Annotated in this window: 25 protein-coding genes; 11 read left to right on the top strand and 14 right to left on the bottom strand. The window is 71.8% G+C overall.

Annotation, left to right across the window (positions count from 1 at the left end):
• The first annotated feature begins 219 nt into the window (after positions 1-219).
• Together PSH03_RS06105 and PSH03_RS06100 are read left to right on the top strand one after the other, a co-directional pair.
• A complete protein-coding gene (locus PSH03_RS06105; RefSeq protein ID WP_181539482.1) occupies positions 220-612 on the top strand; it encodes a hypothetical protein in 393 nt (130 codons plus the stop codon).
• On the top strand, positions 605-1021 hold the full coding sequence (locus PSH03_RS06100; RefSeq protein ID WP_238688509.1) for a hypothetical protein: 417 nt from the start codon (positions 605-607) through the stop codon (positions 1019-1021). The genes PSH03_RS06105 and PSH03_RS06100 overlap by 8 nt, the downstream gene beginning before the upstream one ends.
• A 108-nt stretch (positions 1022-1129) precedes the next feature.
• Here the strand turns inward: PSH03_RS06100 and fabG are convergent, their stop codons facing one another.
• Both fabG and PSH03_RS06090 read right to left on the bottom strand, forming a co-directional pair.
• Complete coding sequence (gene fabG / locus PSH03_RS06095) at positions 1130-1888, bottom strand: 3-oxoacyl-ACP reductase FabG (protein WP_238688508.1); 759 nt, start codon at positions 1886-1888, stop codon at positions 1130-1132.
• A gap of 43 nt (positions 1889-1931) precedes the next feature.
• On the bottom strand, positions 1932-3584 hold the full coding sequence (locus tag PSH03_RS06090) for an alpha-amylase family protein (protein WP_210785357.1): 1653 nt from the start codon (positions 3582-3584) through the stop codon (positions 1932-1934).
• 85 nt (positions 3585-3669) lie between these two features.
• Between PSH03_RS06090 and PSH03_RS06085 the strand changes: the two genes are divergently transcribed.
• Positions 3670-4284 (top strand): DUF1349 domain-containing protein, encoded by a 615-nt coding sequence (locus PSH03_RS06085; protein WP_238688507.1) that lies wholly within the window; start codon positions 3670-3672, stop codon positions 4282-4284.
• A 70-nt stretch (positions 4285-4354) separates the two neighbouring features.
• Positions 4355-5026: a DedA family protein gene (locus PSH03_RS06080; RefSeq protein ID WP_238688506.1), complete on the top strand. Its 672-nt coding sequence runs from the start codon at positions 4355-4357 to the stop codon at positions 5024-5026.
• Between the two features lie 51 nt (positions 5027-5077).
• Here PSH03_RS06080 and PSH03_RS06075 read toward each other — a convergent pair whose 3' ends face one another.
• The 3 genes from PSH03_RS06075 to PSH03_RS06065 form a co-directional block, all read right to left on the bottom strand.
• Positions 5078-6463: a chitinase gene (locus PSH03_RS06075; RefSeq protein WP_238688505.1), complete on the bottom strand. Its 1386-nt coding sequence runs from the start codon at positions 6461-6463 to the stop codon at positions 5078-5080.
• Positions 6464-6526: 63 nt separating this feature from the next.
• Positions 6527-7282 (bottom strand): YidC/Oxa1 family membrane protein insertase, encoded by a 756-nt coding sequence (locus tag PSH03_RS06070; protein ID WP_238688504.1) that lies wholly within the window; start codon positions 7280-7282, stop codon positions 6527-6529.
• Between the two features lie 102 nt (positions 7283-7384).
• The gene (locus PSH03_RS06065) at positions 7385-7678 is read right to left on the bottom strand and encodes a DUF6412 domain-containing protein (RefSeq protein ID WP_238688503.1); all 294 of its coding nucleotides are present in this window, start codon (positions 7676-7678) and stop codon (positions 7385-7387) included.
• 155 nt (positions 7679-7833) lie between these two features.
• Here PSH03_RS06065 and PSH03_RS06060 point away from each other — a divergent pair, with 155 nt between their 5' ends.
• From PSH03_RS06060 to PSH03_RS06050, 3 genes are all read left to right on the top strand, one after another.
• A complete protein-coding gene (locus PSH03_RS06060; RefSeq protein WP_372494710.1) occupies positions 7834-8976 on the top strand; it encodes a carboxylate-amine ligase in 1143 nt (380 codons plus the stop codon).
• Between the two features lie 23 nt (positions 8977-8999).
• A complete protein-coding gene (locus tag PSH03_RS06055) occupies positions 9000-10379 on the top strand; it encodes an FAD-dependent oxidoreductase (RefSeq protein WP_210785363.1) in 1380 nt (459 codons plus the stop codon).
• Between the two features lie 72 nt (positions 10380-10451).
• Entirely contained in the window at positions 10452-11420 is a 969-nt protein-coding gene (locus PSH03_RS06050) for a LacI family DNA-binding transcriptional regulator (RefSeq protein WP_238688612.1), read from the top strand.
• Between the two features lie 204 nt (positions 11421-11624).
• Here PSH03_RS06050 and PSH03_RS06045 read toward each other — a convergent pair whose 3' ends face one another.
• From PSH03_RS06045 to PSH03_RS06030, 4 genes are all read right to left on the bottom strand, one after another.
• A complete protein-coding gene (locus PSH03_RS06045; RefSeq protein ID WP_238688501.1) occupies positions 11625-12578 on the bottom strand; it encodes a carbohydrate kinase family protein in 954 nt (317 codons plus the stop codon).
• Positions 12575-13840 (bottom strand): AGE family epimerase/isomerase, encoded by a 1266-nt coding sequence (locus tag PSH03_RS06040; RefSeq protein WP_308194355.1) that lies wholly within the window; start codon positions 13838-13840, stop codon positions 12575-12577. The genes PSH03_RS06045 and PSH03_RS06040 overlap by 4 nt, the downstream gene beginning before the upstream one ends.
• Before the next feature lie 235 nt (positions 13841-14075).
• On the bottom strand, positions 14076-14501 hold the full coding sequence (locus tag PSH03_RS06035; protein ID WP_238688500.1) for a nucleoside deaminase: 426 nt from the start codon (positions 14499-14501) through the stop codon (positions 14076-14078).
• The gene (locus PSH03_RS06030; RefSeq protein WP_238688499.1) at positions 14498-15349 is read right to left on the bottom strand and encodes an LLM class flavin-dependent oxidoreductase; all 852 of its coding nucleotides are present in this window, start codon (positions 15347-15349) and stop codon (positions 14498-14500) included. The genes PSH03_RS06035 and PSH03_RS06030 overlap by 4 nt, the downstream gene beginning before the upstream one ends.
• 100 nt (positions 15350-15449) lie before the next feature.
• Here PSH03_RS06030 and PSH03_RS06025 point away from each other — a divergent pair, with 100 nt between their 5' ends.
• Positions 15450-16331: an aminoglycoside phosphotransferase family protein gene (locus tag PSH03_RS06025; protein WP_238688498.1), complete on the top strand. Its 882-nt coding sequence runs from the start codon at positions 15450-15452 to the stop codon at positions 16329-16331.
• Between the two features lie 140 nt (positions 16332-16471).
• Here PSH03_RS06025 and PSH03_RS06020 read toward each other — a convergent pair whose 3' ends face one another.
• The gene (locus tag PSH03_RS06020; protein WP_238688497.1) at positions 16472-17281 is read right to left on the bottom strand and encodes an Fpg/Nei family DNA glycosylase; all 810 of its coding nucleotides are present in this window, start codon (positions 17279-17281) and stop codon (positions 16472-16474) included.
• Between the two features lie 309 nt (positions 17282-17590).
• Here PSH03_RS06020 and PSH03_RS06015 point away from each other — a divergent pair, with 309 nt between their 5' ends.
• The 3 genes from PSH03_RS06015 (at position 17591) to rocD (ending at position 21138) form a co-directional block, all read left to right on the top strand.
• A complete protein-coding gene (locus tag PSH03_RS06015; protein WP_238688496.1) occupies positions 17591-18490 on the top strand; it encodes a sulfite exporter TauE/SafE family protein in 900 nt (299 codons plus the stop codon).
• 618 nt (positions 18491-19108) lie between these two features.
• Positions 19109-19924 (top strand): dimethylargininase, encoded by an 816-nt coding sequence (gene ddaH, locus PSH03_RS06010; RefSeq protein ID WP_181518433.1) that lies wholly within the window; start codon positions 19109-19111, stop codon positions 19922-19924.
• Entirely contained in the window at positions 19924-21138 is a 1215-nt protein-coding gene (gene rocD, locus PSH03_RS06005; RefSeq protein WP_210785393.1) for an ornithine--oxo-acid transaminase, read from the top strand. The genes ddaH and rocD overlap by 1 nt, the downstream gene beginning before the upstream one ends.
• A 53-nt stretch (positions 21139-21191) precedes the next feature.
• Here the strand turns inward: rocD and PSH03_RS06000 are convergent, their stop codons facing one another.
• The 4 genes from PSH03_RS06000 to PSH03_RS05985 all read right to left on the bottom strand — a co-directional run.
• The gene (locus tag PSH03_RS06000) at positions 21192-22346 is read right to left on the bottom strand and encodes an FHA domain-containing protein (protein WP_210785370.1); all 1155 of its coding nucleotides are present in this window, start codon (positions 22344-22346) and stop codon (positions 21192-21194) included.
• Positions 22343-22636, bottom strand: a complete 294-nt coding sequence (locus tag PSH03_RS05995; RefSeq protein WP_210785371.1) for a 4a-hydroxytetrahydrobiopterin dehydratase — start codon at positions 22634-22636, stop codon at positions 22343-22345. The genes PSH03_RS06000 and PSH03_RS05995 overlap by 4 nt, the downstream gene beginning before the upstream one ends.
• Before the next feature lie 154 nt (positions 22637-22790).
• Positions 22791-23840, bottom strand: coding sequence for a fatty acid desaturase family protein (locus PSH03_RS05990; protein ID WP_210785372.1), 1050 nt, complete (start codon positions 23838-23840; stop codon positions 22791-22793).
• A gap of 136 nt (positions 23841-23976) precedes the next feature.
• A partial coding sequence (locus PSH03_RS05985) for an SCO7613 C-terminal domain-containing membrane protein (RefSeq protein ID WP_372494709.1) occupies positions 23977-24614 on the bottom strand: 638 nt, incomplete at its 5' end.

Below are 24614 nucleotides of genomic sequence, written 5' to 3'. Positions count from 1 at the left end.
CTCACCTTCATTTCCAGATTCACAACGACGGACCGGACCCGCTCCTCGCCGTCTCCGTCTCCTGGCTGCAAGCAGGCGACTGACCCCGTCCGAGAAGCGTGGCACCGGGGCTGCGGACCCCTGGACGGGTGCGCGTCACACGCGGAGAGGCAGGGCACCCCTTTACTACGACGGTTAGTAGGCTGTGCCGGTGACCGAGGCAACGACCGGGTGGCGCCGGTGACCAGCGTGGGCGCCGATTCGCCGGTGGACGGGATCGTCGCGACAGTGCCGATCGTGCTGTCGCTGCTCGTGGCGGTGTGGGCGCTGGTGGCGGCGGTACGCCACCGACCGCCGGACCGGGTGCAGTTCGTCGGTCTGGCCGTACTCGAAGTGGCGTTGTTGGTGTTGAGCGTGCTGGCGCTCGTCGCGGTCGGCGGCGGGGATCGGCCCGGCGAGCCCGGCGCGTTCTTCGGCTACCTGGTCACGCTGGTGTGCCTGCCGCCACTGGCCTGGGTGCTGGCCCGGATGGAACCGACCCGCTGGGGTTCGGCGATCGTGTGCGCGGTCTGCCTGGTGACCCCGGTGGTGGTGGTCCGGTTGCAGCAGACCTGGGAGGTGCTCGGTGGTTGAGACAGGACCGGCTCGGCAGCGCACGAACTCCGGCCCGGGTCGGCTGCTGATCGCGGTCTACCTGCTCTTCGCGATCGCGGCGACGAGTCGGGCGGGCCTGCAGCTCGCCACCAAGTTCGACGAGGCGCCGGTGGCGTACCTGCTCTCCGGGGTGGCCGCGCTCATCTACATCGTGGCGGCGGTGGGGTTGGCCCGAGCCGGTCACACCGGCCGTCGGGTCGCGCTGGCGTGCTGCTCGGTGGAGCTGGTCGGGGTGGTCGCGGTCGGCATCCTGAGCCTGGTCGACAGGGACCTCTTTCCGGACGAGACGGTCTGGTCGCAGTTCGGCAGCGGGTACGGCTACATCCCACTGGTGCTGCCGGTGCTCGGCCTGATCTGGCTCTGGCGCACCCGCCACGCCCCCGCCTGACCCGCCGCTCAACCGGCTGACCCGGTGCCGACCCGGCTGACCCGGCGACGAGGCCCGGCGACGAGGGCGCCGGCCCACCTGCCGGAGCGCCCTCGTCGGGGGTACGGGTCAGTCCCGTGGGCCGCCCGCGACATAGATGACCTGACCGGAGACGAAGCCCGCGCCCTCGCTCGCCAGGAACGAGATGGTGTGCGCGACGTCCTCCGGCCGGCCCGGGCGGCGGACCGGGATCTCGGCGGCGGCGTGCTTCTGGAAGTCGTCGAAGTCGACCTTCATGCGGGCGGCGGTGGCCGCGGTCATGTCGGTGACGATGAAGCCGGGCGCGACAGCGTTCACTGTCACCCCGAACGGACCCAGCTCGATGGCGAGCGTCTTGGTGAAGCCCTGTAGACCGGCCTTGGCGGCGGCGTAGTTCGCCTGGCCCCGGTTGCCCAGCGCGGAGGTGCTGGAGAGGTTGACGATCCGCCCCCACTTCCGGTCCACCATGTGCTTCTGGGCGGCCTGGCTGAACAGGAACGCGCCGCGCAGGTGCACCCCCATGACCGTGTCCCAGTCGGCGTTGGTCATCTTGAACAGCAGGTTGTCGCGGAGCACACCGGCGTTGTTGACAAGCACGGTGGGCGCGCCCAGCTCGGCGGCGATGCGGCTCACCGCCGCCTCGACCTGGTCCCGGTCGGACACGTCGGCGCCCACCCCGAGCGCCCGGCCACCGGCACCGGCGATGGCGTCCACCGTCTCCTTCGTGGCCGCCTCCTCGATGTCGACCACGGCGACTGCCATTCCGTCGGCGGCCAGCCGTCGGGCGGTGGCCGCGCCGATGCCGCGTGCGGCTCCGGTGACGATGGCGACGCGGGACTCCTCCGACATGATTACCTCCCGGTAACTTGGGGTCGATCGGAGGAGCTTAACCTCAACAGGCCGACCCCCGGCATAGGCGAATCCACCGGTATCCGTGGCCGGAGACCTTCACCGCGCCGAGCTTGCCCAACTCTCCGTAGCCCCGGTCGGCGAGCACGTCGATCGGCAGGTCGGCCTCCGGTTCGAGGCTGCTGAGATCCACCTCGACGTCGTCGGTGCCCAGGTTGTGCACGAAGACCATCGTCCCGGTCGGCCCGTCCGCCCGGTGCGTCAGCACGCCGGGCGGCACCGGCACGTCGATGTGGCTGGTCGAGCCGGAGCCGATCTCCGGCGCCTCCCGCAGCGTACGGATCATGCGCTCGAACCAGGCGAGCAGTGACTTCGGGTCGCCCCGCTGGGCGGTGACGTTCACCGTCTGGTAGCCGAACTCACCCTTGTCGATGACCGGGCGGACCAGCTTCTCCGGGTCCGCCGTGGAGAAGCCGGAGTTCGGCTGGTACGACCACTGCATCGGGGTACGGATCGAGTCCCGGCCGCGCAGCGACAGGTCCTCACCCATCCCGATCTCCTCGCCGTATCGCAGCACCGGCGTGCCGCGCATCGAGAACTGCAGGGCGTACGCCAGCTCGATGCGCCGCCGGTCGTTGCCGAGCATCGGGGCGAGTCGGCGACGGATGCCCCGGTCGTAGATGCGCATGTTCTCGTCCGGGCCGAACTCCGCGTACACCTGGTTGCGCTGTTCGGTAGTCAGCCGGGACAGGTCGATCTCGTCATGGTTGCGCAGGAAGGTGGCCCACTGCCCACCGACCGGCAGCTTCGGGGTGTCGTGCAACGCGTCGATCAACTGCTCCGGGTCCTGGCGGGCCAGGGAGAGCATGAGTCGCCCGTTGAGCATGAAGTCGAAGAGCATGTGGATCCGGTTGCCGGAACCGCTGGCGTCGCCGAAGAACGTCGGTAGCTGGTCCGGTTCGACGTTCGCCTCGGCCAGCAGGACGGCGTCGCCGCGGCGCCACTGGACGTGTTGGCGCATCTCGGTCAGGAACTCGAAGTCCTTCGGGGAGTTCGGGTTGCCCGGTTCGGTCAGCTCGATGATGAACGGCACCGCGTCCATCCGGAAGCCGGAGACGCCGAGCTGGAGCCAGAACGACATGATCTTCTTGATCTCGTCCCGGACCTGCGGATTGGCGAAGTTGAGGTCCGGCTGGAACTTGTAGAACCGGTGGTAGAACCACGCCTTGGCGGTCCGGTCGTAGCTCCAGGTCTCGTCCTGCTCGCCGGGGAAGACCATGCCCTGGTGCCTGTCGTCCGGCTCGGTGTCGGACCAGACGTACCAGTCCCGGTAGGGCGAGTCCGGCGAGGAGCGGGCGGACTGGAACCACGGGTGCTCGTCGGAGGTGTGGTTGACCACCAGGTCGATGATCACGCGGATGCCCCGGTTCTGCGCCTGGTGCAGCAGCTCGGCGAAGTCGCCCAGGGTGCCGAAGCGCGGGTCCACGTTGTAGAAGTCGGTGGCGTCGTAGCCGTCGTCGCGGTTGGGCGACGGGTGGATCGGGTGCAGCCACAGGCAGGTCACCCCGAGCCGGGCCAGGTAGTCCAACCTCCCGATCAGCCCACGGATGTCACCGACCCCGTCGCCGTCGGAGTCGGCGTACGTGTCGATGTCGAGGCAGTAGACGACGGCTTCGGAATACCAACGGTCACCCATGCCGGAGGAACATCTCCGTTCGATCACCGCGGCAAACCCGTCCGGCGGGCGGCGGGCGCGGGGTGGCGTTGGCTACCGTGCCGCCATGGAGAACGACCTCGTACCGCCGAGCGAACTGTTGGACTGGTCCCGGGGCAGCTGGCTGCACCCGCCGGTACGCGTCGAGGAGGGCCCGGCCGGCGAGTTGATCGTCGAGCCGGCGGCGGAGAGCGACTTCTGGCGGCGGACCAGCTACGGCTTCGTGCACGACAACGGCCCGGCGCTGCTGGCGCCGCTGCCGGTGGGCGCCGCCATGGAGGTGAGCTTCCGGCTCGACTTCTCGGCCCAGTTCGACCAGGCCGGCGCGTTCGTCCGCGTCGACGAACGGACCTGGACCAAGGCGGGCGTGGAGGTGAGCGACGGCGAGGCGCAGCTCGGCGCGGTGGTGACCCGGGAGTTCTCCGACTGGTCGGTGGGGCCGGTGCCGGAGTGGGCGGGCCGGGAGGTGACCGTCCGGGTGAGCCGGGCCGGTGACGCGCTGACCGTCCGCGCCCGGGTCGACGACGAGCCGTGGCGACTGGTCCGGCTCGCCCCGCTGGACCCGACGGCCGAGGCCGTCGCGGGCCCGTTCTGCTGCGCGCCGTCCCGCGCCGGCCTGACAGTGGTGTTCACTGGCTGGCGACAGGGGCCGGCGGACACCGCGCTGCACCCGGAGCACTGAGCGCAGGTGTAGTTCGGGCCCCGCCGGGTATGACCCTCCGATCCCCGAAAGCGGACCGGAAGGACGACCTATGGCGTACGCCCAGGCTGGCGACCCGTCCGAGTTCACCGGGTTGACCGGCTGGGTGGCCTCGGTGATCGAGGCGATGGGTCCGGTCGGAGTGGCGCTGCTGGTGGCGCTGGAGAGCATCGTTCCGCCGATCCCCAGTGAGATCGTGCTGGCGCTCGCCGGTTTCCTGGCGCACGAGGGCGAGTTCAACGTCTTCCTCGTGGTGCTGGCCGCGACGGTCGGCTCGCTGGTGGGCGCGTTGGTGCTCTACTGGCTGGGCGCGGCGCTGGGCGAGGAACGGCTCAAGCGCTGGTTGGACCACATCCCCTTGGTGGACAGCGACGACCTGGAGAAGGCCGACAAGTGGTTCGAGCGGCACGGCCGGTGGGCGGTGCTGATCGGCCGGGTGGTGCCGGTGGTCCGCAGTCTGGTCTCCGTGCCGGCCGGGGCCAACCGGATGCCGCTGGGTGAGTTCATCCTGCTCACCACCATCGGCAGCGGGGTGTGGAACGGTCTCATCGTGGGCGCGGGTTACGCGCTCGGGCGCCGTTGGCAGGACGTCGAGCGCTACAGCGACTGGTTCAACTACGCGATCGCCGCGGTCTTCGTCGCGATGGTGGTCAGTTGGGCGATCCGTAAGGTTCGCAAGCGTCGGGGTCGCGACGACCGGCGGTCGGTGACCGCCGGTCGCTGATCCGCGTTACCGCCTACCGCCGGCGTCCTGCCCGGACGCCGGCGAGCGCGCTCAGGGCAGGGTGTCCAGGTGCGGGCCCACCGTGTTGGCGAAGCCGTTGCCGTTGCTGACGTCCCAGTTCACCGACCAGGTCATCGCGCCCCGGATGCCGGGGTAGGTGCGCGGTGGGCGGAAGCTGCCGCAGTTGGTGCCCCGGGCCAGACAGTCCAGGGCGGCGTTGACCACGCTGGGCGCGACGATGCCGCCGCCGGCCGCCCCCGCTCCGGCGGGCAGGCCGAGGCCGACCTGGTCGGGGCGGAGCCCGGCCTCCAACTGGATGCAGGCCAACGCGACGATGAAGTTCACGGTGCCCTGGCCGTATGCGGCGTTCTGGTCGCAGCCGAGCATCGCGCCGGAGTTGTAGTACTGGGTGTTGACGACGGTGAGGATGTCCCTGATGTCGAGCGCCAGCTTGAAGTAGCCACCGGCCGGGTTCTGCATGTCGATGGTCTGCGGCGCCATCGCGATGATCAGCCCCGACCCGACAGTGGCCCGCAGCGCTCGCAACGCCTGCGCCATGTACGTGGGGTTGAGCCCGTTCTCCAGGTCGATGTCGATCCCGTCGAAGCCGTACCGGGCGATCAACGCGGCGGCCGTGTCGGCGAACGCGGTGGCCGAGGCGGCGTTGTTCACTGTGACCCGGCCGGTCTCACCACCGACGGAGAGGATCACCCGCTTGCCCCGGCTGTGCAGGGTGCGGACGTCGGCGGTGAAGTCCGCGTCGGTGTAGCCGCCGAGCGCGGCGGCCAGCCCGGGGTCGACGCCGAAGGTGAGCGCGCCGGGAGTCGCGGTGGCCTCGGCGAAGGCGACCGCCACCAGGTCGTATTCGGCGGGGACGTCGCGTAGCCGCAGCTCGACGGCGGGGTTGTCGAAGTTGTGCCAGTACCCGGTGAGCAGGTGTTTCGGCAACCCACCGGTGGGCGGGTCGGTCGGCGGGGGCGTCGTCGGCGGTGGGGTGGTGGGTGGCGGCGTGGTGGGTGGCGGCGTGGTGGGTGGGGTGCCGCCGCCGCAGGACGCGCCGTTGAGCTGGCAGCCGCCCGGTGAGCCGGAGCCGCTGGCCAGGAAGCCGAAGGAGACCGACGCGCCGGGGGCGATCGTGCCGTTCCAGGATCGGTTGGTGAAGGTGTGCCGCTGGCCGGACGAGCTGAGCAACGCGTCCCAGTAGCTGCCGAGGGTGGTGCCGGACGGCAGGTCGAAGGCGAGGCTCCAGCCGTTGATGGTCGAGCTGCCGCCGTTGGTGATGGTGTACTTCCCCTCCCAGCCGGAGCCCCAATCGGCGGTCTTGACGAAGCTGGCGGTGGCGCCGGCGGCGTACGCGGGCAGCGCCACCCAGGCCGCGCCGAGTGTCGCCGCGAGGGCGGCGACGAGGGACAGGACAAGCGATCTGGAGCGTTTCATGCGACCCTCCGGGCCCGGACGGGCATTTATGGACGTCAACGTTGCTGCCAATTATTAAGACAGTTAACTGTTTCTGTCCAGAGGGCGCGTCGAGACCGCCTGCGGGCGGCGGAGCACCGCCTGCTCAAGAGCCGACCACACGCTGGTGGTCACCAGGTAGATCACCGCGGCGAGCGGCAGCACCAGCGCCACCAGCACTGTCGTGAACGGCAGCAGGGGCAGCAGCCGGCCGAGCGTGGCCGCCCCCGGTCCCTCGGTCGGCGTACCGGCCACCGTGCCCACCGCCGCCGACGCCCGCCGGGCCCGCCGCGACGACCACCAGGCCACCACCAGCAACACCACCAGCAGTACGCCGAACAGCGGTCCGGCCGCACCGGCCAGCCCGTCGCTGAGATGGTGACCCAGTGGCACGCCGGCCAACCGCTCGTCCAGCAACCCGGTGCCACCCTCACTGGTGCTGAACAACCGGTACAGCACCAGCAGGAACGGCGCCTGGATGAGCAGCGGCAGGCACCCGGCGATCGGGTTCGCGCCGGCCTCGCGGTACAACGTGAACACCTCCCGCTGAAGCGTCGCCGGGTCGTCCGCGTACCGCTTCTGAAGGTCACGCACCTGCGGGGCGAGCGCCGCGCGGCGCCGCTCGCCGCGGACCTGCGCGACGGTCAGCGGCGAGATCAGCAGGCGGACGGCGATGGTGAAGAGCACGATGGCGGCAGCGGTCGCTCCGCCGCCGGCCAGTGGTTCGAGCAGCTCGGTGAGCCAGGACAGCGCGCTGCCGGCAGCGGCGACAGCGTCGTGCAGCGGTGCGAAGGCAAGCATGGGAAACCCCTCGGTCCGATTCCGGTGAGGCCCTCCCCCGGGCGGTGTCCGCTCAACAAGGGGGGCCGGTGACGGCGGGATCGGCCGCGCGGCGGCGTGGCGCTACGCGGCCGAGGGGTGCCCCGGAGCACGGGGACGATGACGACCGGCCGCATCCGGGTCGATCTGGCGAGGCATTCGGCGGCTTCGGGAGCGGGCCCGCAGCCCGGCCCACCGCCGACCGGCACCGGGCACGCCCGCCCGGTCGTGCACCCGGGCCGCCAGCACCACCGCGAGCAGCACCAGGGCGGTCAACGCGGCGCCCGCCAGCAGGTCGACCGGACGGCCCGCGAGCACTGTGAGCTGGGCGAACGCGGACATCCACGCGACCCCGACATAGCCCAGCAGCACCGACACGGGCCCAGCATAGGACCCGCTGTCACGTCACCCAGCCGAATCCGGCGGCCCGCCCCGAGCACGACGCGCCGCCGCCACGTTTCCCGGCATCGCCACGTTGGGTAACCAACGAAGGACCAACGCGGACGGACCGCGACGGTAGGAACGGACGGGTGATGTCGATGACCGGTCAGGTGGCGGAGGCGCCCAGCGACATGGCTGCGGCGACCGGGTTGCTCACCGTGGGTGTCGAGGAGGAGTTCCTGCTCGTCGACCCGCACACCGGGGCCGCGGTTCCGGCCGTGGACCTGGTCATGGAGCAGGTGCCGGCCGAACTTCGCGGGCAGGTGGAGCGGGAGTTCCAGACCAGTCAGATCGAGATCGGCAGCCCGCCCGGCCTGGAACTCTCGTCGATCCGGCACTCCCTCGGCGTACTGCGTCGGGCGCTCTCCGACGCCGCCGAGCGGGCCGGCGTACGCCTGCTCGCCATCGGCACCGGCCCGGTGGACGGCCCGGTGCCGCCAGTGGTGGACAAGCCCCGCTTCGACCGGATGATCGAGCGGTTCCGGCTGCTCGTCCCCGGCCCCGGCAACAACGGCATGCACGTACACGTCGGGGTGCCCGACCCGGACACCGGTGTGCAGGTGCTCAACCACGTACGGCCGTGGATGCCGATGCTGCACGCGGTGACCACCAACTCGCCGTTCTCCCGGGGCGAGGACACCGGCTACGCCAGTTGGCGCTCGGTGGAGTGGGAGCGCTGGCCGTCGGTGGCGCCGACGCCGTACCTGGAGTCGCACGAGCACTACCAGCGGCTGATCCGCCAGTTGATCTCCAGCGGGGTGATGCTCGACGAGGGGATGCTCTACTGGTACGCCCGCCTGTCGGCGAAGTACCCGACAGTGGAACTGCGGATCGGCGACGTCTGCCCGTCGGTGGACGACGCGGTGCTGGTCGCCGCGCTGGTCCGGGCGCTGGTGGCCACCGCCATGGCGGATGTCGAGGCCGGCCGGCCGGCGTTGCAGACCGACCACCACCTGCTGGTCGGGGCGCACTGGCGGGCCGCCCATGACGGCCTGGAAGGTGAAGCCGTCGACGTCACGAACGGTGAGCTGCGCCCAGCCTGGGAACTGTTGGACCGGTTCGTGGAGCGGATGCGGCCGGCGCTGGAGCAGCACGGCGACTGGGCCGAGGTGACCGACCTGCTGGGCGGGTTGCGCCGGCACGGCAGCGGCGCGGCGCGGCAGCGCGCGGTGTTCGAGCGCACCGGCCGACTCACCGACGTGGTGCAGGACGTCGCACGGCAGACCCGCGGCTGATCACCGCGTGACAGGATGAACCCGTGGCGCAACGGCTGATCGTCATCGGCGGGGACGCCGCCGGAATGTCGGCGGCGTCCCAGGCCAGACGCCGCCGTGACCGTGGCGACCTGGAAATCGTGGTCTTCGAGCGGGGCCACTTCACCTCCTACTCGGCGTGCGGCATCCCGTACTGGATCAGCGGCCTGGTTCCCGGCCCCGAGGCGTTGATCGCCCGCACCCCGGAGACGTTCCGCACCGAGTACGCGATGGACGTCCGGATGCGCCACGAGGTCACGGCCATCGACCTGGAACGCCGCGAGGTGGTGGCCCGGGACCTCAAGGGCGGCGGCGAGGTCCGCGAGCGCTTCGACGACCTGATGTACGCCACCGGCGCGGTGCCGGTGAAACCGTCGTGGGCGATCACCGACGCGGGCGGCGTGTTCGGCATGCAGACCCTCGACGACGGTGCGGCGCTACGCGACTGGCTGGACGCCGACCCGCAGCCGCGCCGGGCCGTTGTGGTCGGCGGCGGGTACATCGGCGTCGAGATCGCCGAGGCCCTCATCCAACGCGGCCTCTCGGTGACCCTGGTGGAAGCCGGCGAGCAGCCCATGTCGACCGTCGACAGCGACATGGGCGAGCTGGTCGCCGAGGCGATGCGCGGCCTCGGCATCACGATCCGCGGCAGCCTGCCGGTGACCGGCCTGGAGGAGCGGGACGGCAGGGTGTCCGCCGTGGTCACCGCCGAGGGGCCGATCCCGACCGACGTCGTGGTCATGGGTCTGGGCGTACGCCCCAACGCCGCGCTCGCCGAGGCGGCCGGGCTGCCCCTCGGGCCGACCGGCGCGATCCGGGTGGACCGGCGGATGCGGGTGCCCGGGCACCCCGGGGTCTGGGCGGCCGGCGATTGCGTCGAGACCCTGCACCGGATCAGCGGGTTGCCGGTGCACGTGCCGCTCGGCACGCACGCCAACAAGCAGGGCCGGGTCGCCGGAATCAACATCGGTGGCGGGTACGCCACCTTCACGGGCGTGATCGGCACGGCGGTGACAAAGGTCTGCGACCTGGAGGTGGGTCGGACGGGTCTGCGCGAGCGCGACGCCACGGCTGCCGGCTTCGAGTTCGTCTCGGTGATCGCCGAGTCGACCAACCGGGCCGGCTACTACCCGGGTGCCCGGCCGATGACCGTCAAGCTGATCGCCGAGCGCCCCAGCGGCCGGTTGCTCGGCGCGCAGATCGTCGGCTGGTCCGAGGCGGCCAAACGGATCGACTCGCTGGCCGTGGCGCTGTGGAACGGCATGACGGTGGACGATATGACGCAGCTGGACCTGGGCTACGCTCCGCCGTACGCGCCGGTGTGGGATCCGGTGCTCATCGCTGCCCGAAAAGCGGTCGACGCGCTCGCCGCCCTCGACCGCTGACCCGCGCCCGCCGTGGAGGACCACCCCGTGACCCAGACCCCGACCCGGCCGACAGTGCGTCGGCGTCCCACGATGGTCGACGTGGCCCGGCGGGCCGACGTCAGCCTGAAGACGGTCTCCCGGGTCGTGAACGACGAGCCGGTGGGGCAGGAGTTGGTCGGCCGGGTGCTGGCCGCCATCGCCGAGCTGGGCTTCCGGCGCAACGACATCGCTCGTAACCTGCGCTCCCGGCAGCTCAACGCCACAGTGGGGCTGCTGATCGAGGAGATCGCCAACCCGTTCTACGCGACCATCGCCAGTGTCGCCGCCGAGATCGCCGCCGCCCACGGCACCATGCTGATCACCGCGTCGTCGGAGGAGGACCCGGAGCGAGAACGCGCCCTGCTCCAGGACTTCACCCAGCGCCGGGTCGACGGCCTGCTGGTGGTGCCGGCGGGCCTCGACCACTCGTTCCTGCGCCGGGAGGTCGAGCTGGGCATGCCTGTGGTGTTCCTGGACCGGCCGCCGCAGGGGCTGCAGGCCGACGCCGTGCTGCTGGACAACCGAGGTGGCAGCCACGCCGGGGTGAGCGCGCTGCTCGACGAGGGGCACCGACGGGTGGGGCTGCTGCTCGGCGCGCCGAGCGTGCCCACCATGCGGGAGCGGCTGGCCGGGGCACGGGCGGCGCTGGACGCCGCCGGAGTCGAGCCGGACGAGTCGCTGATCCGTGAACGGCTCATCGCTCCCGAGGAATCCGGCCGGGCGGTCGCCGCGCTGCTCGACCTTCCGGAGCCGCCCACCGCGTTCTTCTGCGCCAACAACCGGCTCACCGTCGGCGCGCTCCAGGAGCTGCACCGGCGGGGCAGTGACGCCGCGCTGGTCGGTTTCGACGACTTCGAGCTGGCCCACCTGATGCCCCGACCGCTGACCGTCGTCGCCTACGACACCCGGGAGCTGGCGAGGGTCGCCACAGAACGGCTGTTCGAGCGCATAGCCGGCGACGACTCCCCACCGACAACCACGGTGCTCCCCACGCGGCTCCGACCCCGCGGCCTCACCTGACCCCCGCCCACCCCATCCGGTGGCGGAACCGCGAGCGTTGAGCAGGACGTGCTCGCCCCGGAGGAGCAAGGCCGACAACCCCCTGCCCCCTCCTTTGCTCTGCACCCTCATGCGCACCGGTCACGGTCGGTCACCACCGGTCACGGTCGGTCACGGTCGGTCACGGCTCGTAGCCGTCGCATCCGCGGGTGCAGAGCAAAGGAGTCAGTTTGCGGGGGTGAGGCGGGCCGCTACCTCCGAGCGGCGGGGCGGGTCGGCACCCCGACGGCCGCAGGTCAGCGCGGCCACAGTAGCGGCCTGCCGGAGCACCGCACCCCACTGTTGCGGGGTCACCGCGGCGAGCCGGTCGGCAGGGCGGTCACCGAGCGCGTCGAGGTCGGCCAGCGCGGCCAGCAGGCCACCGGTGAACGAGTCGCCGGCACCGACGGTGTCGACCACCGTGGTGCGGACCGCCGGCTCCTCGTGCAGCGAGCCGTCCGGCGCGAGCAGCCAGGCGCCGTCCCCGCCCCGGGTCACCACGGCGCAGGACACGCCGGCCGTCCGCCATTCGGTCATCACGTCGGCCACCGAACGGTCCGGGTAGAGCCAGGCCAGGTCCTCGTCGCTGGCCTTCACCAGGTGCGCGAGGCGAATCTGCCGGCGTACCCGCTCCTGCTCCGCCGCCCGATCGGTGACGATGCTCGGGCGCAGGTTGAGGTCGATGGAGACGGTGAGCCCGTCGCGCCGGCGTTCCCGGGCGAGCAGGCCCTCCAGCGCGTCCGCGCCGGGTGCCAACGCGAGCGCGAGGGATCCGGTGTGCAGCGCGATCGCCGGTGAACCGGCCAGCTCGGGCAGCTCCTGCGGCGTCCACTGCCAGTCGGCCGCACCGGCCAGCCGGAACTCGTAGCTGGCCTGCCCGGCGGCGTTCAGGGTGGCCACCGCCACCGACGTGGGCTCCTCGGCGCGTACCGCCCACTCCAGGTCCACCCGGTTGGCGCTCAGATGCTCGACGAGTTGCCGACCGTACTCGTCGCTGGCGAGTCGGGCCAGCAGCCGTACCGGCTGGTCGAGCCGGGCCAGGGTGACCGCGACGTTCGCCGGGGAGCCGCCGGGCACGGCCCGCTGCCCCTCGGCGGTGACGACGAGGTCGATCAGCGCCTCACCCGCGACGACGATCACGCGGTCACCTCCCCCGGTGCGAGCGGGCCGGGGCCGCCGAGCCCGTCGGCCGCGCGGGACAGCAGTACCGCCTGGTAGGCGTGGTAGACGTCCGGTCGGCCGTGCCAGACGGTGTCGGAGGGCAGGTTCTGCGCGTCCAACTCGTGCCGCCATCCGGTCTGATCGATGAGACTGCGACGGGCGTACGCCCAGAAGACCCGGTACCAGTCGAGGTAGACCGTGTCCCCGGTGCGGCGGTGCAGGGTGATCGCCGCACCGATGGCCTCGGCGAGAACCCAGTGCATCCGCGAGCGCACCACCGGCCGGTCGTCCCAGTCGATGGTGTAGACGAAGCCGTCCGCGCCGTCGACCGCCCAGCCGCGACGCACGGCGGCGGCGAACAGGGCGCGGGCGTCGGCGAGCAGCCAGCGGGGTGGCTGCGGCAGCACCGCCTCCAACTCCAGCAGCAGCCGGGCCCACTCCAGCCAGTGCCCGATCGTGGAGCCGTACGGCCGGAACGGGTCGGCAGGCTGGTCCCGGTTGTAGTCGGGCAGCGGCGTCCAGTCGGTGGTGAAGTGCTCGGGCAGCCGCCAGTCGTGTCGGGCCGCCTCACCGTGCACGAGGTGGGTGGCGATCCGCAGGGCCCGGTCGGCCCAGCTCGCGTCGCCGGTGGCGGCGGCAGCGGCGAGGAAAGCCTCGACCATGTGCATGCTGCTGTTGGCGCCCCGGTAGTCCTCGGTGACCGTCCAGTCCCGGTTCCACGATTCGCGGACGGCGCCGGCGTCGTCGTCCCAGAACCGGTCCCGCACGACGGTCAGCACGTCGGCGAGCAGCCGGTCCGCGCCGGGCCGTCCGGCGCGTGCGGCGCTGGAGGCGGCGAGCAGGACGAACGCGTGGTCGTAGCCGGCCTTGCGGTCGTTGACGGGCGCTCCCTGCTGGTCCACCGCGCCGAACCAGCCGCCGTACCGGTCGTCGCGCAGTAGCGTGCTGAGCGCGGCGATCCCGTGGTCCACCAGGGCGGCGGCGTCCGGGTCGCCGTTACGGTGGGCGAGGGCGGCCACGTGGGTCATCCGGCAGGTGATCCAGGTCTGGACCGGTTCGCCGCGATCCGGGGTGCGGTCGTCGGTGAGCCACCAGAAACCGCCCTCAGGCCGGACCGAGCGGCGGGCGGTGTCGAGCAGCGTCCGGGTCTGGTCGACGAGGAACTCGTCCAGATCGGGCAGGTCTGGTGACCCCGCCGGAGCAGGGGTCGTTACAGCGTCGGATCGGGGCACGTCGGTCATCTCAGCTGGTCACCGTCGGGTAGGAAAGGGACATACGGCCAGGATCGGCGACGGACCGGGTCCGCGCCGCAAAACCGCCAACGGTACGCCACGAATCGACTGGCCAGGGTCGGCGCGCGGCGGGAGGCTTATCCTCCCATTTGCCCGTTGACATCGTTGTCACCGCTCAACCCTGCTCCGGCAGCCGGCCGACTGTCAATTCCGGCTGCGTCACACCGCCGCGGGGCAGCTCCGGTCAGTAGTAGTCGTCGATCGGCTGGCGTGCCTCATCGAACAACGCCGGCCCCTCATAGCGGACCGGAGGCAGCGGCGGGGTGGCCGGCTTGACCTCCTCGAACTGCTCGGTGGACAGCGCGTACACCACCCGCCCGAGGCCGGACCGGTCGATCGCCGTCGCACACATCGCGCAGGGCTGACAACTGGTGAACATGGTGGTGCCGGCGGCTGCCTCGGGGGCAAGTTCCCGAGCCGCCCACCGGGCCAGCTTCAACTCCGGATGAGCGCTGATGTCCGCGTCGGAGACCACTGTGTTGTGGTCCTCGATCAGGACGACGCCGGCCGCGTCGACCAGCAACGAGCCGAACGGCCGTTCGCCGGAAGCTCCCGCCCGCCTGGCGATTTCCACGGCGTGGCGGAGAAACTTCTCGTCGTCGGGGGTCATCGGTCCTCCTGGGTTGCGTGATGTGCGACCACTGCCGCAAGGGTCCGCCAGGCGCGTTCGGGCTGGCGGATCTCGGTCAGGTCGCCGTTGAACGGGTCCAGCACCACCGTCTCCGCGCCGAGCGCACGAAGCTTGTCCAGGTCGGCGACGATCTGATCGATGGTGCCGACACCGGCGAGCCGCTCCGGGTCGGTGATCGGTTCTCGGGTCTCCTGGAGCGCGATCCGCGGCACCAACGCGGGCACTGGGCGACCCAACTCGTCGGCGATGTCCGTCAGTCGTCCGACCGCCTCGGCCAGCCGTCCCGGCGTGACCCGCAGCGGGTGCCAGGCGTCACCGAGCAGTACCGCGCGGCGCATGCCGGCCTCGCTGTTGCCGCCGACCCAGATCGGGATCGCCGCCGTGTCGTAGTCGTCGGCGTCCTGCCAGGCCTCGCGCATGGTGTGCAGGTACTCGTCGGTCAGCGCGCCGCGCTGCCGGAACGGCACGCCGAGCGCCTCAAACTCCTGCCGGGCCCAGCCGACGCCGACACCGAGGACGAGCCGGCCGCCGCTGAGCCGGTTGAGGTTCGCCGCCATCCGGGCGGTGAGCAGCGGGTGCCGGTACGGAACGATGAGCACCGTGGTGCCCAGCCGAACCCGGCTGGTCACCCCGGCCAGCCAGGACAGCGTGGTGAACGGCTCGTAGAACGGCGCCGGATACTGCTCGGCCACGTCCGGGGTCACCACGACGTGGTCGGAGACCATCAACAGGTCGAAGCCGAGACCCTCCACCGTCTGCGCCCACCGACGCAGCACGTCGGGGTCGGTACCCGGGGCGAAGTTCGGTACGTTCACACCAATCTGCACCCGTCCACGCTAGCCACTGTGGACCGATGTGTGAACGCCCGTGGCCGGGCTGAATCACCTGGCAGCCGGCACGAATCGCCGCACGACTCAGGAGCACCGGATGGATCTGCCCGAGGGACTCGACTGGGTACGCGGAACATCGTCGGGTCGCGCCTGGCTGGCCGCACTCCCGACGTGGCTGAACGAGTGCGCCGAGCGCTGGTCGCTGCGGGTCGGGCCGCCCTTCCGGCAGGCGTACGCGTCACTGGCACTCCCGGCCCACCTGCCCGACGGCACTGCGGCGGTGCTGAAGCTGCAGTACCCCGACGAGGAGAGCCGGTACGAGGCCGATGCCTTGGCCCACTGGGACGGCCACGGGGCGATCCGTCTGCTCACCCACGACCCCGGGCGGCGTGCCCTGCTGCTCGAACGCTGCCAGCCCGGCACCCCCCTGCACGATCTTCCGCCGGACCGGGCCCTGGACGTGGTGATCGGACTGCTCCCCCGGCTCTGGCGACCGGCCGGCGCGCCGTTCACCCCGCTGGCGCAGGAGGCCGCCGGTTGGATCGACCGGATGCCCCGGTCCTGGGAACGGGCTGGTCGGCCGTACGAGCGGCGGTTGCTGGACGCGGCGCTCGACCTGCTCACCGGCCTGGCGTCGAGCCAGGGCGAGCAGGTGCTGGTCAACCAGGACCTGCACGCCGGCAACATCCTCGCCGCCGACGCGCTCGCCGCCGGCCGAGGGCCGTGGTTGGCGATCGACCCGAAGCCGCTCATCGGGGAACGGGAGTTCTCGGTCGTGCCGATGGTGCGCGGCCCGGAGTTGGGCCACTCACCGGCCGCCGTCCGGCATCGACTGCACCGGCTCAGCACCGAACTGGGCCTGGACCGGGAACGGGTCCGGGGTTGGACGGTCGGGCACACGCTGTCCTGGAGCCTCGCCGACGACACCGTCTTCCCCGAGAAGATCGAGGTGGTCCGCTGGCTGCTCGACACCGACTGAGGCCGGGCTCGGCGATCACGGGGGCGGCGCTACCCGACCCAGCCCCGCGATCTTGCACTTTCTGTCCCGACCTACGGCGCATATCCGCCCATGTCGACAACAGAAACTGCAAGATCGGCGCCGGTGTGGGGCGGGGCGGGTTAGGTGGTCTGGCAGGTGGGGCACCAGTAGAGGTTGCGGGCGGCCAGTTCGCCGCGGCTGACCTTGGTGCCGCAGACGTGGCAGGGTGCTCCCGGGCGGCGGTAGACGTACACCTCGCCGCCGTGCCGGTCCACCCGCGCCGGCCGGCCCATCGCGTCCGGCAGGTGCGCGTCGCGGACCGTGTCGATCCGGCCGTGCTCGACCGCGAGCCGCATCAAGCCGACCAGGTCGACCCAGAGCGCGTCCCAGCCGGTCCTGGTCAACTGTCGGCCCGGCATCGTCGGCGGCAGTCCCGCCCGGAACAGCGCCTCGGTCACGAAGATCAAACCGGTGCCGGCCACCACCGACTGGTCCAGCAGGAGCGCGGCGAGAGGGGTGCGGCTGCGGGCGATCCGGGCGTACGCCCGCTCCGGGTCGGCGTCGGCGCGCAACGGATCCGGCCCGAGTCGGTCCCGCAGCGCGGCCACCTCGGGTGGGGTGAGCAGCTCACAGGCCGTCGGCCCACGCAGGTCGAGCCAGTGCCGGTCGCTGGCCAGCCGTAGTCGCACCTGCCCGACCGGCTCCGGCGGCTCCCCCGGTCCGTCGGTGAACTTGCCGTACAACCCGAGGTGTACGTGCAACGTCAGCTCGCCGGCGTAGTGGTGCAGCAGGTGCTTCCCGTACGCCTCGGTGCCCTCCAGCACGGTCCCGGAGAGCCGGGCGGCGCCCTCGGCGAAGCGGCCCTGCGGGCTGGCGGCGTGCAGCTTGTCCCCGGCGAACAGCTCGGCGTGCCGGGCCGCCAGGCGATGGATCGTGTGTCCCTCTGGCACAGGTGCCAAGGATAGCCAGCCCCGCCCGACCGGACCGCGCTGATCGGCTCGGGCCCGCCGCCGCCCGATCAACCCGGTCCCCGCCGCGTTGATCGACCCGGGTTTCAGGAAACCAGGGTGTCCACGGAGACGGGACACCGCGACTTCCAGGCAACCGAGTCGACGACGGCCAACCGGGCCGGTCAAGGCCGTCTCAGCGTCCGTACCCAGGATTGGTGTCAGGAAACGCCCAGGTGGGTATTTGAGGGGCGACACCGCGTGGGTGCCACCCTTTCCGTCGGCCACCACGCATGCATCAGGAGGTGTGTAGTGGTCAGGATTCCTTCGCTGTCCCGCCGGTCCGAGCCGGCACCGACGCGGGACGAGAACCTCGACGGCCGCGTGGACGGCCGTGACGCCCCGGTCACCGAGACCGGGCAGTCCGACGACGGCGTCGGTCGCCCGGTGGTCACCGACCGGGACGCCGACCAGACGACGTACCGCAGTGCCGGCGCGACCGACAGCCAGACCAGCGAGGCCGAGCGGCGGGCCAACGAGCGGGCGGCGGTGGCCCGAGCCGCCACCGCGCGACCGGCGGAGACCGAGCCCCGCGGCACCGCCCGCCCGGTCGCACCCGAGCCCGTGAACGGCACGACCCGCCCCGTCGCACCCGAGCCGGTGACCGACACGACCAGCCCGGTCACACCCGAGCCCCGCACGGCCCGCACGGTGGAAACCGACTCCCGGCCCACCGTCGCCCCGGCCACGGCGCGCACCGCCGAGCGGGGCGCCGACCCCGACAGCACCACCCGTCGGCCCGACTCCACCGATCGGGTCACCACGGACCGCCCGGTCGACCCGACGCCGGGCGTGAGCACGCCCGAGCCGCCGGTGACGCGTGGCCCGAAGCCGCGGGCCAGCCTGCTCGCCACCCTCGGCCTGATCGTCTCGGTCGCCGGCGCGATGTTCGTGCTGACCGGGACCCTGGCCGGGTACGGCATCGGGCTCGGCGCGTTCGGTGCGGTGCTCGCGGTGCTCGGCCTGATGGCCACCCGTCGTCGGCACGTCGCCGGCAAGACCGACGCGCTCTTCGGCGTGCTGATCGGGTTGGCCGCGGTCGTGATCGGGGTGCTCGCGATGACCGGGCAGTTCGACTGGCCGACCACCGACGGCGACTGGGTGCCGCGCTTCCGAGAGTGGCTTGACTCACAGTTTGTGGATCGTTTCTAGCGGGCACTGTTCCGCTCGCCGGTGATGCACCGGCGAACAGCCGGCGGTTCGCCGGCAGCCCGATCAGTCCGGTGGTTCACCGGCCGGGCGACACCCTTTCAGGGGCGGCGGTTCGCCGCCCCTGAAGTGTTTCCAGGGTTCGACGGTTCCTTCCGGTCCAGGTCGCCGAGCGGCGATCTCGTGCGTCCCCGCAGCCGGGAGAACCACATACAACACCCTTTGCTCTGCATACCTATATGCGCCACGGGGCGTCCGTCCGGCAGGCGACCGTCGCGCGGCGCCGAAAAGTGGCCGGCGGATCCGGTACTCGTCGGTGCGGGTGGCCCGGTCTGGTGGTGCACATAGGGCAGCAGAGCAAAGGCTGCGAGCGAGCCCGCCGGCTCCCGGGCCCCGGCTCTCGGCCCACAGCTCTCGGCCACCGGCCCACCGGCCACCGGCGCCTCCACGCTCCAACGCAACGATTCGTTTCAGATGGCCCGCTACACGCAACGAATCTCCGGTCTGCGCAACTCTCGGTGGTGGATCCTGCCGCTGACGCCGCATACCGTTGAGCAACGGCGCCAGCCCGTGGGCCACGGTGGCCGGGCGCGCCCGACCCCTGGGAGCAGGACAATGACGATGGACGCCACCAGCCAGCGCCTGTTGATGTGCCGGCCGACGTACTTCGCCGTCGATTACGCGATCAACCCCTGGATGGACCCGAGCGCGCCGGTCGACGCCGCGCTGGCCGTCCGGCAGTGGGAGCAGCTGCGCCAGACGTACCTTGACCTGGGCCACACCGTCGAGGAGATCACTCCGGTGCCCGGCCTGCCCGACATGGTCTTCGCCGCCAACGGCGGCACCGTGATCGACGGCAAGGCGATGGCCGTGCAGTTCCGCGACCCGCAGCGCGCCGACGAGGCGCCCGCGTACCGGGCCTGGTTCGAGGCCGCCGGCTTCGAGATGTACGACCCGAAGCACGTCAACGAGGGCGAGGGCGACGTCCTGCTGGCCGGTGACCACCTGCTGGCCGGCACCGGCTTCCGCACGGCGCACGCCGCACACGCCCAGTTGCAGGAGGTCTTCGGCTACCCGGTGATCACCATGCAACTGGTCGACCCACGCTTCTACCACCTGGACACCGCGTTGACAGTGCTCGACGAGCGGACCGTGGCGTACCTGCCGGAGGCGTTCTCCCCGGGCAGCCAGGCCGTGCTGCGCCGGCTGTTCCCCGACGCGGTGCACGCCACCATGGCCGACGCCGAGGTGCTGGGGCTGAACGCGGTCAGCGACGGGCGGCACGTGGTGCTGCCCGCGCAGGCCACCGACCTGGCCGCCAAGCTGCGCGACCGGGGCTACGAGACCATCGGGGTCGACCTGTCCGAGCTACGTAAGGCCGGCGGCGGACCGAAGTGCTGCACGCTGCGACTCCGTCAGGGAAAGGCAAGCAAGTGATAGTGGATGACAAGCTGCGTACGCCGGGAGCGGTCCGGGACGCCGAGCGCTGGACCGCGCACAACTACCACCCGCTGCCGGTGGTGATCTCGTCCGCCGAGGGCGCCTGGCTCACCGATGTGGACGGCCGCCGCTACCTGGACTGCCTGGCCGGCTACTCCGCGCTGAACTTCGGCCACCGGCACCCGCAGCTGATCGCCGCCGCGCATGCCCAACTGGACCGGCTGACGCTGACCAGCCGGGCGTTCATCCACGACCAGTTCGCCGACTTCTGCCGGGAACTGGCCGAGCTGTGTGGCAAGGACCTCGTGCTGCCGATGAACACCGGCGCCGAGGCGGTGGAGACCGGGATCAAGGTGGCCCGCAAGTGGGGCTACCAGGTCAAGGGCGTGGCCGCCGGGCAGGCCAACATCGTGGTCGCCGAGGGCAACTTCCACGGCCGGACCACCACCATCGTGAGCTTCTCCACCGACGAGGACGCCCGCGCCGACTTCGGGCCGTACACCCCGGGGTTCACTGTCGTGCCGTACGGCGACCTGGCCGCGCTGACCGCCGCGATCGACGAGAACACAGTGGCCGTGCTGCTGGAGCCGATCCAGGGTGAGCAGGGTGTGGTGGTGCCGCCGGAGGGCTACCTGCCGGGCGTACGCCAGGTCTGCACCGAGCGCAACGTGCTGTTCATCGCCGACGAGATCCAGTCGGGTCTGGGGCGTACCGGCGCGACCTTCGCCTGTGACCACGAGGGCGTCGTGCCGGACATGTACCTGCTCGGCAAGGCGCTCGGCGGCGGCATCGTGCCGGTGTCCGCGGTGGCTGCGAACGCCGACGTGCTCGGCGTGCTCAAGCCCGGTCAGCACGGCTCCACCTTCGGCGGCAACCCGCTCGCCTGCGCGGTGGCCATCGAGGTGGTCCGGCTGCTGGCCACCGGCGAGTTCCAGCGCCGCTCGGCCGAGCTGGGTGAGCGGCTGCGGGCCGGCCTGGAAGGGCTGCTCGGCAAGGGGCTGGTCGGGGTACGCGTCCGTGGCCTGTGGGCCGGTCTGGACATCGACCCGGCGCTGATGAGCGGTCGGGAGGCGTGTGAGCGGCTTGCCGCGCGCGGAATCCTCGCCAAGGACACCCACGGCTCCACCATCCGGCTCGCCCCGCCGCTGGTGATCACCGAGGAGGAGATCGACCTGGCGGTGACCCGGCTGGCCGAGGTGCTGGCCGGCTGATCCAGGACCGTGGTGAAAGGCGGGCGTCGGGGTTCCGGCGCCCGCCTTTCGCGTCAGGGGCGGGGCAGGCGCATGGCCATCGTCGGGGCCTCGGCCATCACCGAGGTGGGGGTGAACGGGGCACCGGTGGGCAACTCCTCGGCCCGACCGATCTGCACCCCCGGGTACAGCTCCACCATGTCGTTCTCACCCAGCACCCGGGACTGCTGCGGCGCCAGCGGGATCCGGTCGGACTCGGTCATCGAACCGGCCGGGCGGATGCCGGAGCCGTTGGTGCTGACGTCGGTCACGATGACCTCGCCGACCCGCAGCTCGAAGCGGACGTGACCACGGCTGATCCACCGCCGGGCCTCGTCGTTGAGCCACTGCCCGAGCATGATCCCGCCGTCCTGCTCGGGAGCCCGGCCGGCCACGATCGGCTGCTCCTCGCTGAGCACGAACCGCCGTCGGACCAGGCCACCGACGCGCACCGCGAGCACCTCGGTACGCGGACGCGGGCCGGCGTCACCGAGCCGTACGCCGTGCCGGGGGCAGGTGGGCACGCCGGCCCGCAGCGCGGGCGGCGGCTGCGCTGCGGGGCTGCGGTCGGCACCCCCGGCCAGGTCGGCGAACGCGCCACCCCCACCACCGCCGCCGAACAGCGCGCAGCCCGACTCCGGGCAGCGCCACTGGCGGGCCAGCAGCTTGACGCCGGTCGGCGACCGCTTGCCGGCCACCGGCGAGTGCCCGCCACCGACGTGCGCGATGAACACCGGCCCGCCGGCACCCGGCACCGGTGCGACCACCCGACCAGGCTGCTCGACCAGCCAGGGGAACCGACCGCGCAACCCGTCGAAGCGGACCCGGCTGAGCACCGGCAGACCGAGCAGGTCGGCGACCTCCAACATCCGGTCACCCGGGTTGTCGAGCACCTCGACGAGCCCGTCGTCGGCCCAGCGGCGGACGACCATCCGCTCGTTCGAGGTGAGGTCGGCGTCGGAGAGCAACGCCCGGTGCACCACCGCGTAGACCTGGACGCTGTCCTCCTCCAGCTCGCGGGAGAGCGCGTCGATGACCATGCCGAGGCGTAGCAGGCTGGCCGGTCGGCCACCGTCGATGTCCTGGTAGCGGATCACTTCGGCCAGGTCGACCACGGCTCGGGCCAGTGACGGGTCCGTGCAGACCCGACCCTCGATGGCATCCAGAACCTTGCTGATCTCGAATCTCATGCCGCACTCCGGACGATGTCGTCAATTCGCCGGGCCAGCTCGATGTCCCGGTGGGTGACCCCACCGGCCGAGTGCGTGACACAGCGGAAGGTCAGGGTCCGCCATCGGATGTCGATGTCGGGATGGTGGTCGAGCTCCTCGGCCACCGTCGCCACCCGGTCCACCACAGCGATGGCCGCCGGGAAACTGCCGAGCTGGACGTCACGACCGATGCCGGTCGGGTCACCCGACCAGTCGGGCAACCGGCTCAGCTCTTCTCGCACCGCGTCCGCGGTGAGCAGGTCTGCCATGACCAGACCCTACCGGTGGGGCGGCTGGCTGACCGGACGCGCCACCGGCGGTGGCGGTGGCGGAGCGAACTGCCAGGAACGCGACGGCGGGGCGGCATCGTCAGATGCCGCCCCGCCGATCAATATCGTGTCAGCCGCGCAGCGGCCGTGCTGTTCAGCCGCGCAGCGGCCGGCCCACCTCGTGCAGGTGACCGAGCGCCTGCCGGTACGACTCGACCAGCCCGGTCTCCGCGTACGGGATGCCCTGCTCGACGCAGTAGGCGCGGACGATCGGCTGGGCCCGGCGCAGGTTGGCGCGGGGCATGTTCGGGAAGAGGTGGTGCTCGATCTGGTAGTTGAGACCGCCGAGCGTGGTGTCCACCAGTCGGCTGCCGCGCACGTTGCGGGAGGTCAGCACCTGCTTACGCAGGAAGTCCAGCTCGTCCTCGGCGGTCGGCATCGGCATGCCCTTGTGGTTCGGCGCGAACGCGCAGCCCATGTAGAGGCCCCACAGCGCCTGGTGCACGACGGCGAAGAGCAGCGCCTTGACCGGGGACATGACCGCCAACAGCAGCGCCACGTAGGCGGCGGTGTGCGCGACGAGCAACGCCGCCTCGACCGCCCGGCGCCGCATCGGGACGGTGTACTTGCCGTCCTCCCGGCCGACGATCGCCCGGATGCTCGCCACGTGCAGGCTCAGGCCCTCGAGCAGCAGCATGGGGAAGAAGAAGTACGCCTGCCGCTGAGCCATCCAACGGCCGAACCCACGGGTCTCCAACGCCTGCTCGGGCGTCCACACCAGGGCACCCGCGCCGACGTCCGGGTCCTCGTCCTCGTGGTTCGGGTTGGCGTGGTGGCGGTTGTGCTTGTCGACCCACCAGCCGTAGCTGATCCCCACCGCCACGTTGCCGGCGAGCAGCCCCACCAACTCGCTGGGGCCACGCCGACGGAACATCTGGCGGTGCCCGGCGTCGTGACCGAGGAAGGCGACCTGGGTGGTGGCCACTGCCATCACTGCCGCGAGCGGAAGCTGCCACCAGGAGTCGCCGAGCATGAACACGGCCACCCAGCCGGCCACGAAGGCCCCGAGGGTGAGCACGATGCGGGTGACATACCAGCCGGGGCGCCGTTCCAGCAGGCCTGCCTGGCTGATCCGTCGGGACAACTGTGCGTAGTCACTGCCTCGCCGTCGTACCGGCGGTTCCGCCACCGCTCCGAGCGCCATCGCTGCTCCCGTTCCGCTTGCGCCCGTACCGGGGTGGTTCGGGCTTAATGTCAAGTCTCCCGATCGCGGTAGCCCTGAGTAACCCCGACAACCCCCGAATGGGGGGTAGGGCAGGCCCTACCCCTACTGGTTCGACTCAGCTCAGTCGGCCCACCGCGGCACGCAGTCGAGCCAGGTCACGGCGACGCCGCTCGTAGGTGGCGGCGAGCCCGACCAGCGCCAGCCCGCCGATCCCCAGGTAGATCCACCGGGGCAGCAGATCCCATCCCCGGGCCAGCTCGTGCAGCGCCAACAGCGTCAGCACCCCGCCGCCGAGCAGCACCGGCGCCTGCCACCGGCGGGTCGCGCCGGCCAGCACCGCGCCGGTCGCCGCCGCGCCGAGGAGCAGTCGCCGCCACGGCTGCGGGTCCGCCCCGGCCAGCACCGACACGAGGCTGGGCAGCAACGCCGCGACCAACCCCGGGCCGAGGGCCGGCCAGCTGGTCAGCCCCGGCCGGGTGCGCAGCGCCAACAGACCCGCTCCGACAGCGAGCGCCGCGGCCGGCAGGGTGTACGCCTCCAGCACTGTCACTCCACCGGCGGCCAGCAGCACCCAGGCCCCGAGCAGCTCGCTGCCGGCGGCGATCCCGGCGAACGCCCACCGCCGCCCGGCCGGTTCGCCCCGGCGCAGCAGCCGCAGCGCCACGGCGACGCCCCAGAGCACGCAGACGGTGGCGAGGTGCCGCGCCGCCTCGACGGCGAGCACCGCCGCCACCAGCGCGACGGCCTGCGCGG

The sequence above is a fragment of the Micromonospora salmantinae genome (genome assembly GCF_022230905.1).
Taxonomy (GTDB): domain Bacteria; phylum Actinomycetota; class Actinomycetes; order Mycobacteriales; family Micromonosporaceae; genus Micromonospora; species Micromonospora salmantinae.
This window is presented reverse-complemented; position numbering and strand designations above follow the sequence as displayed.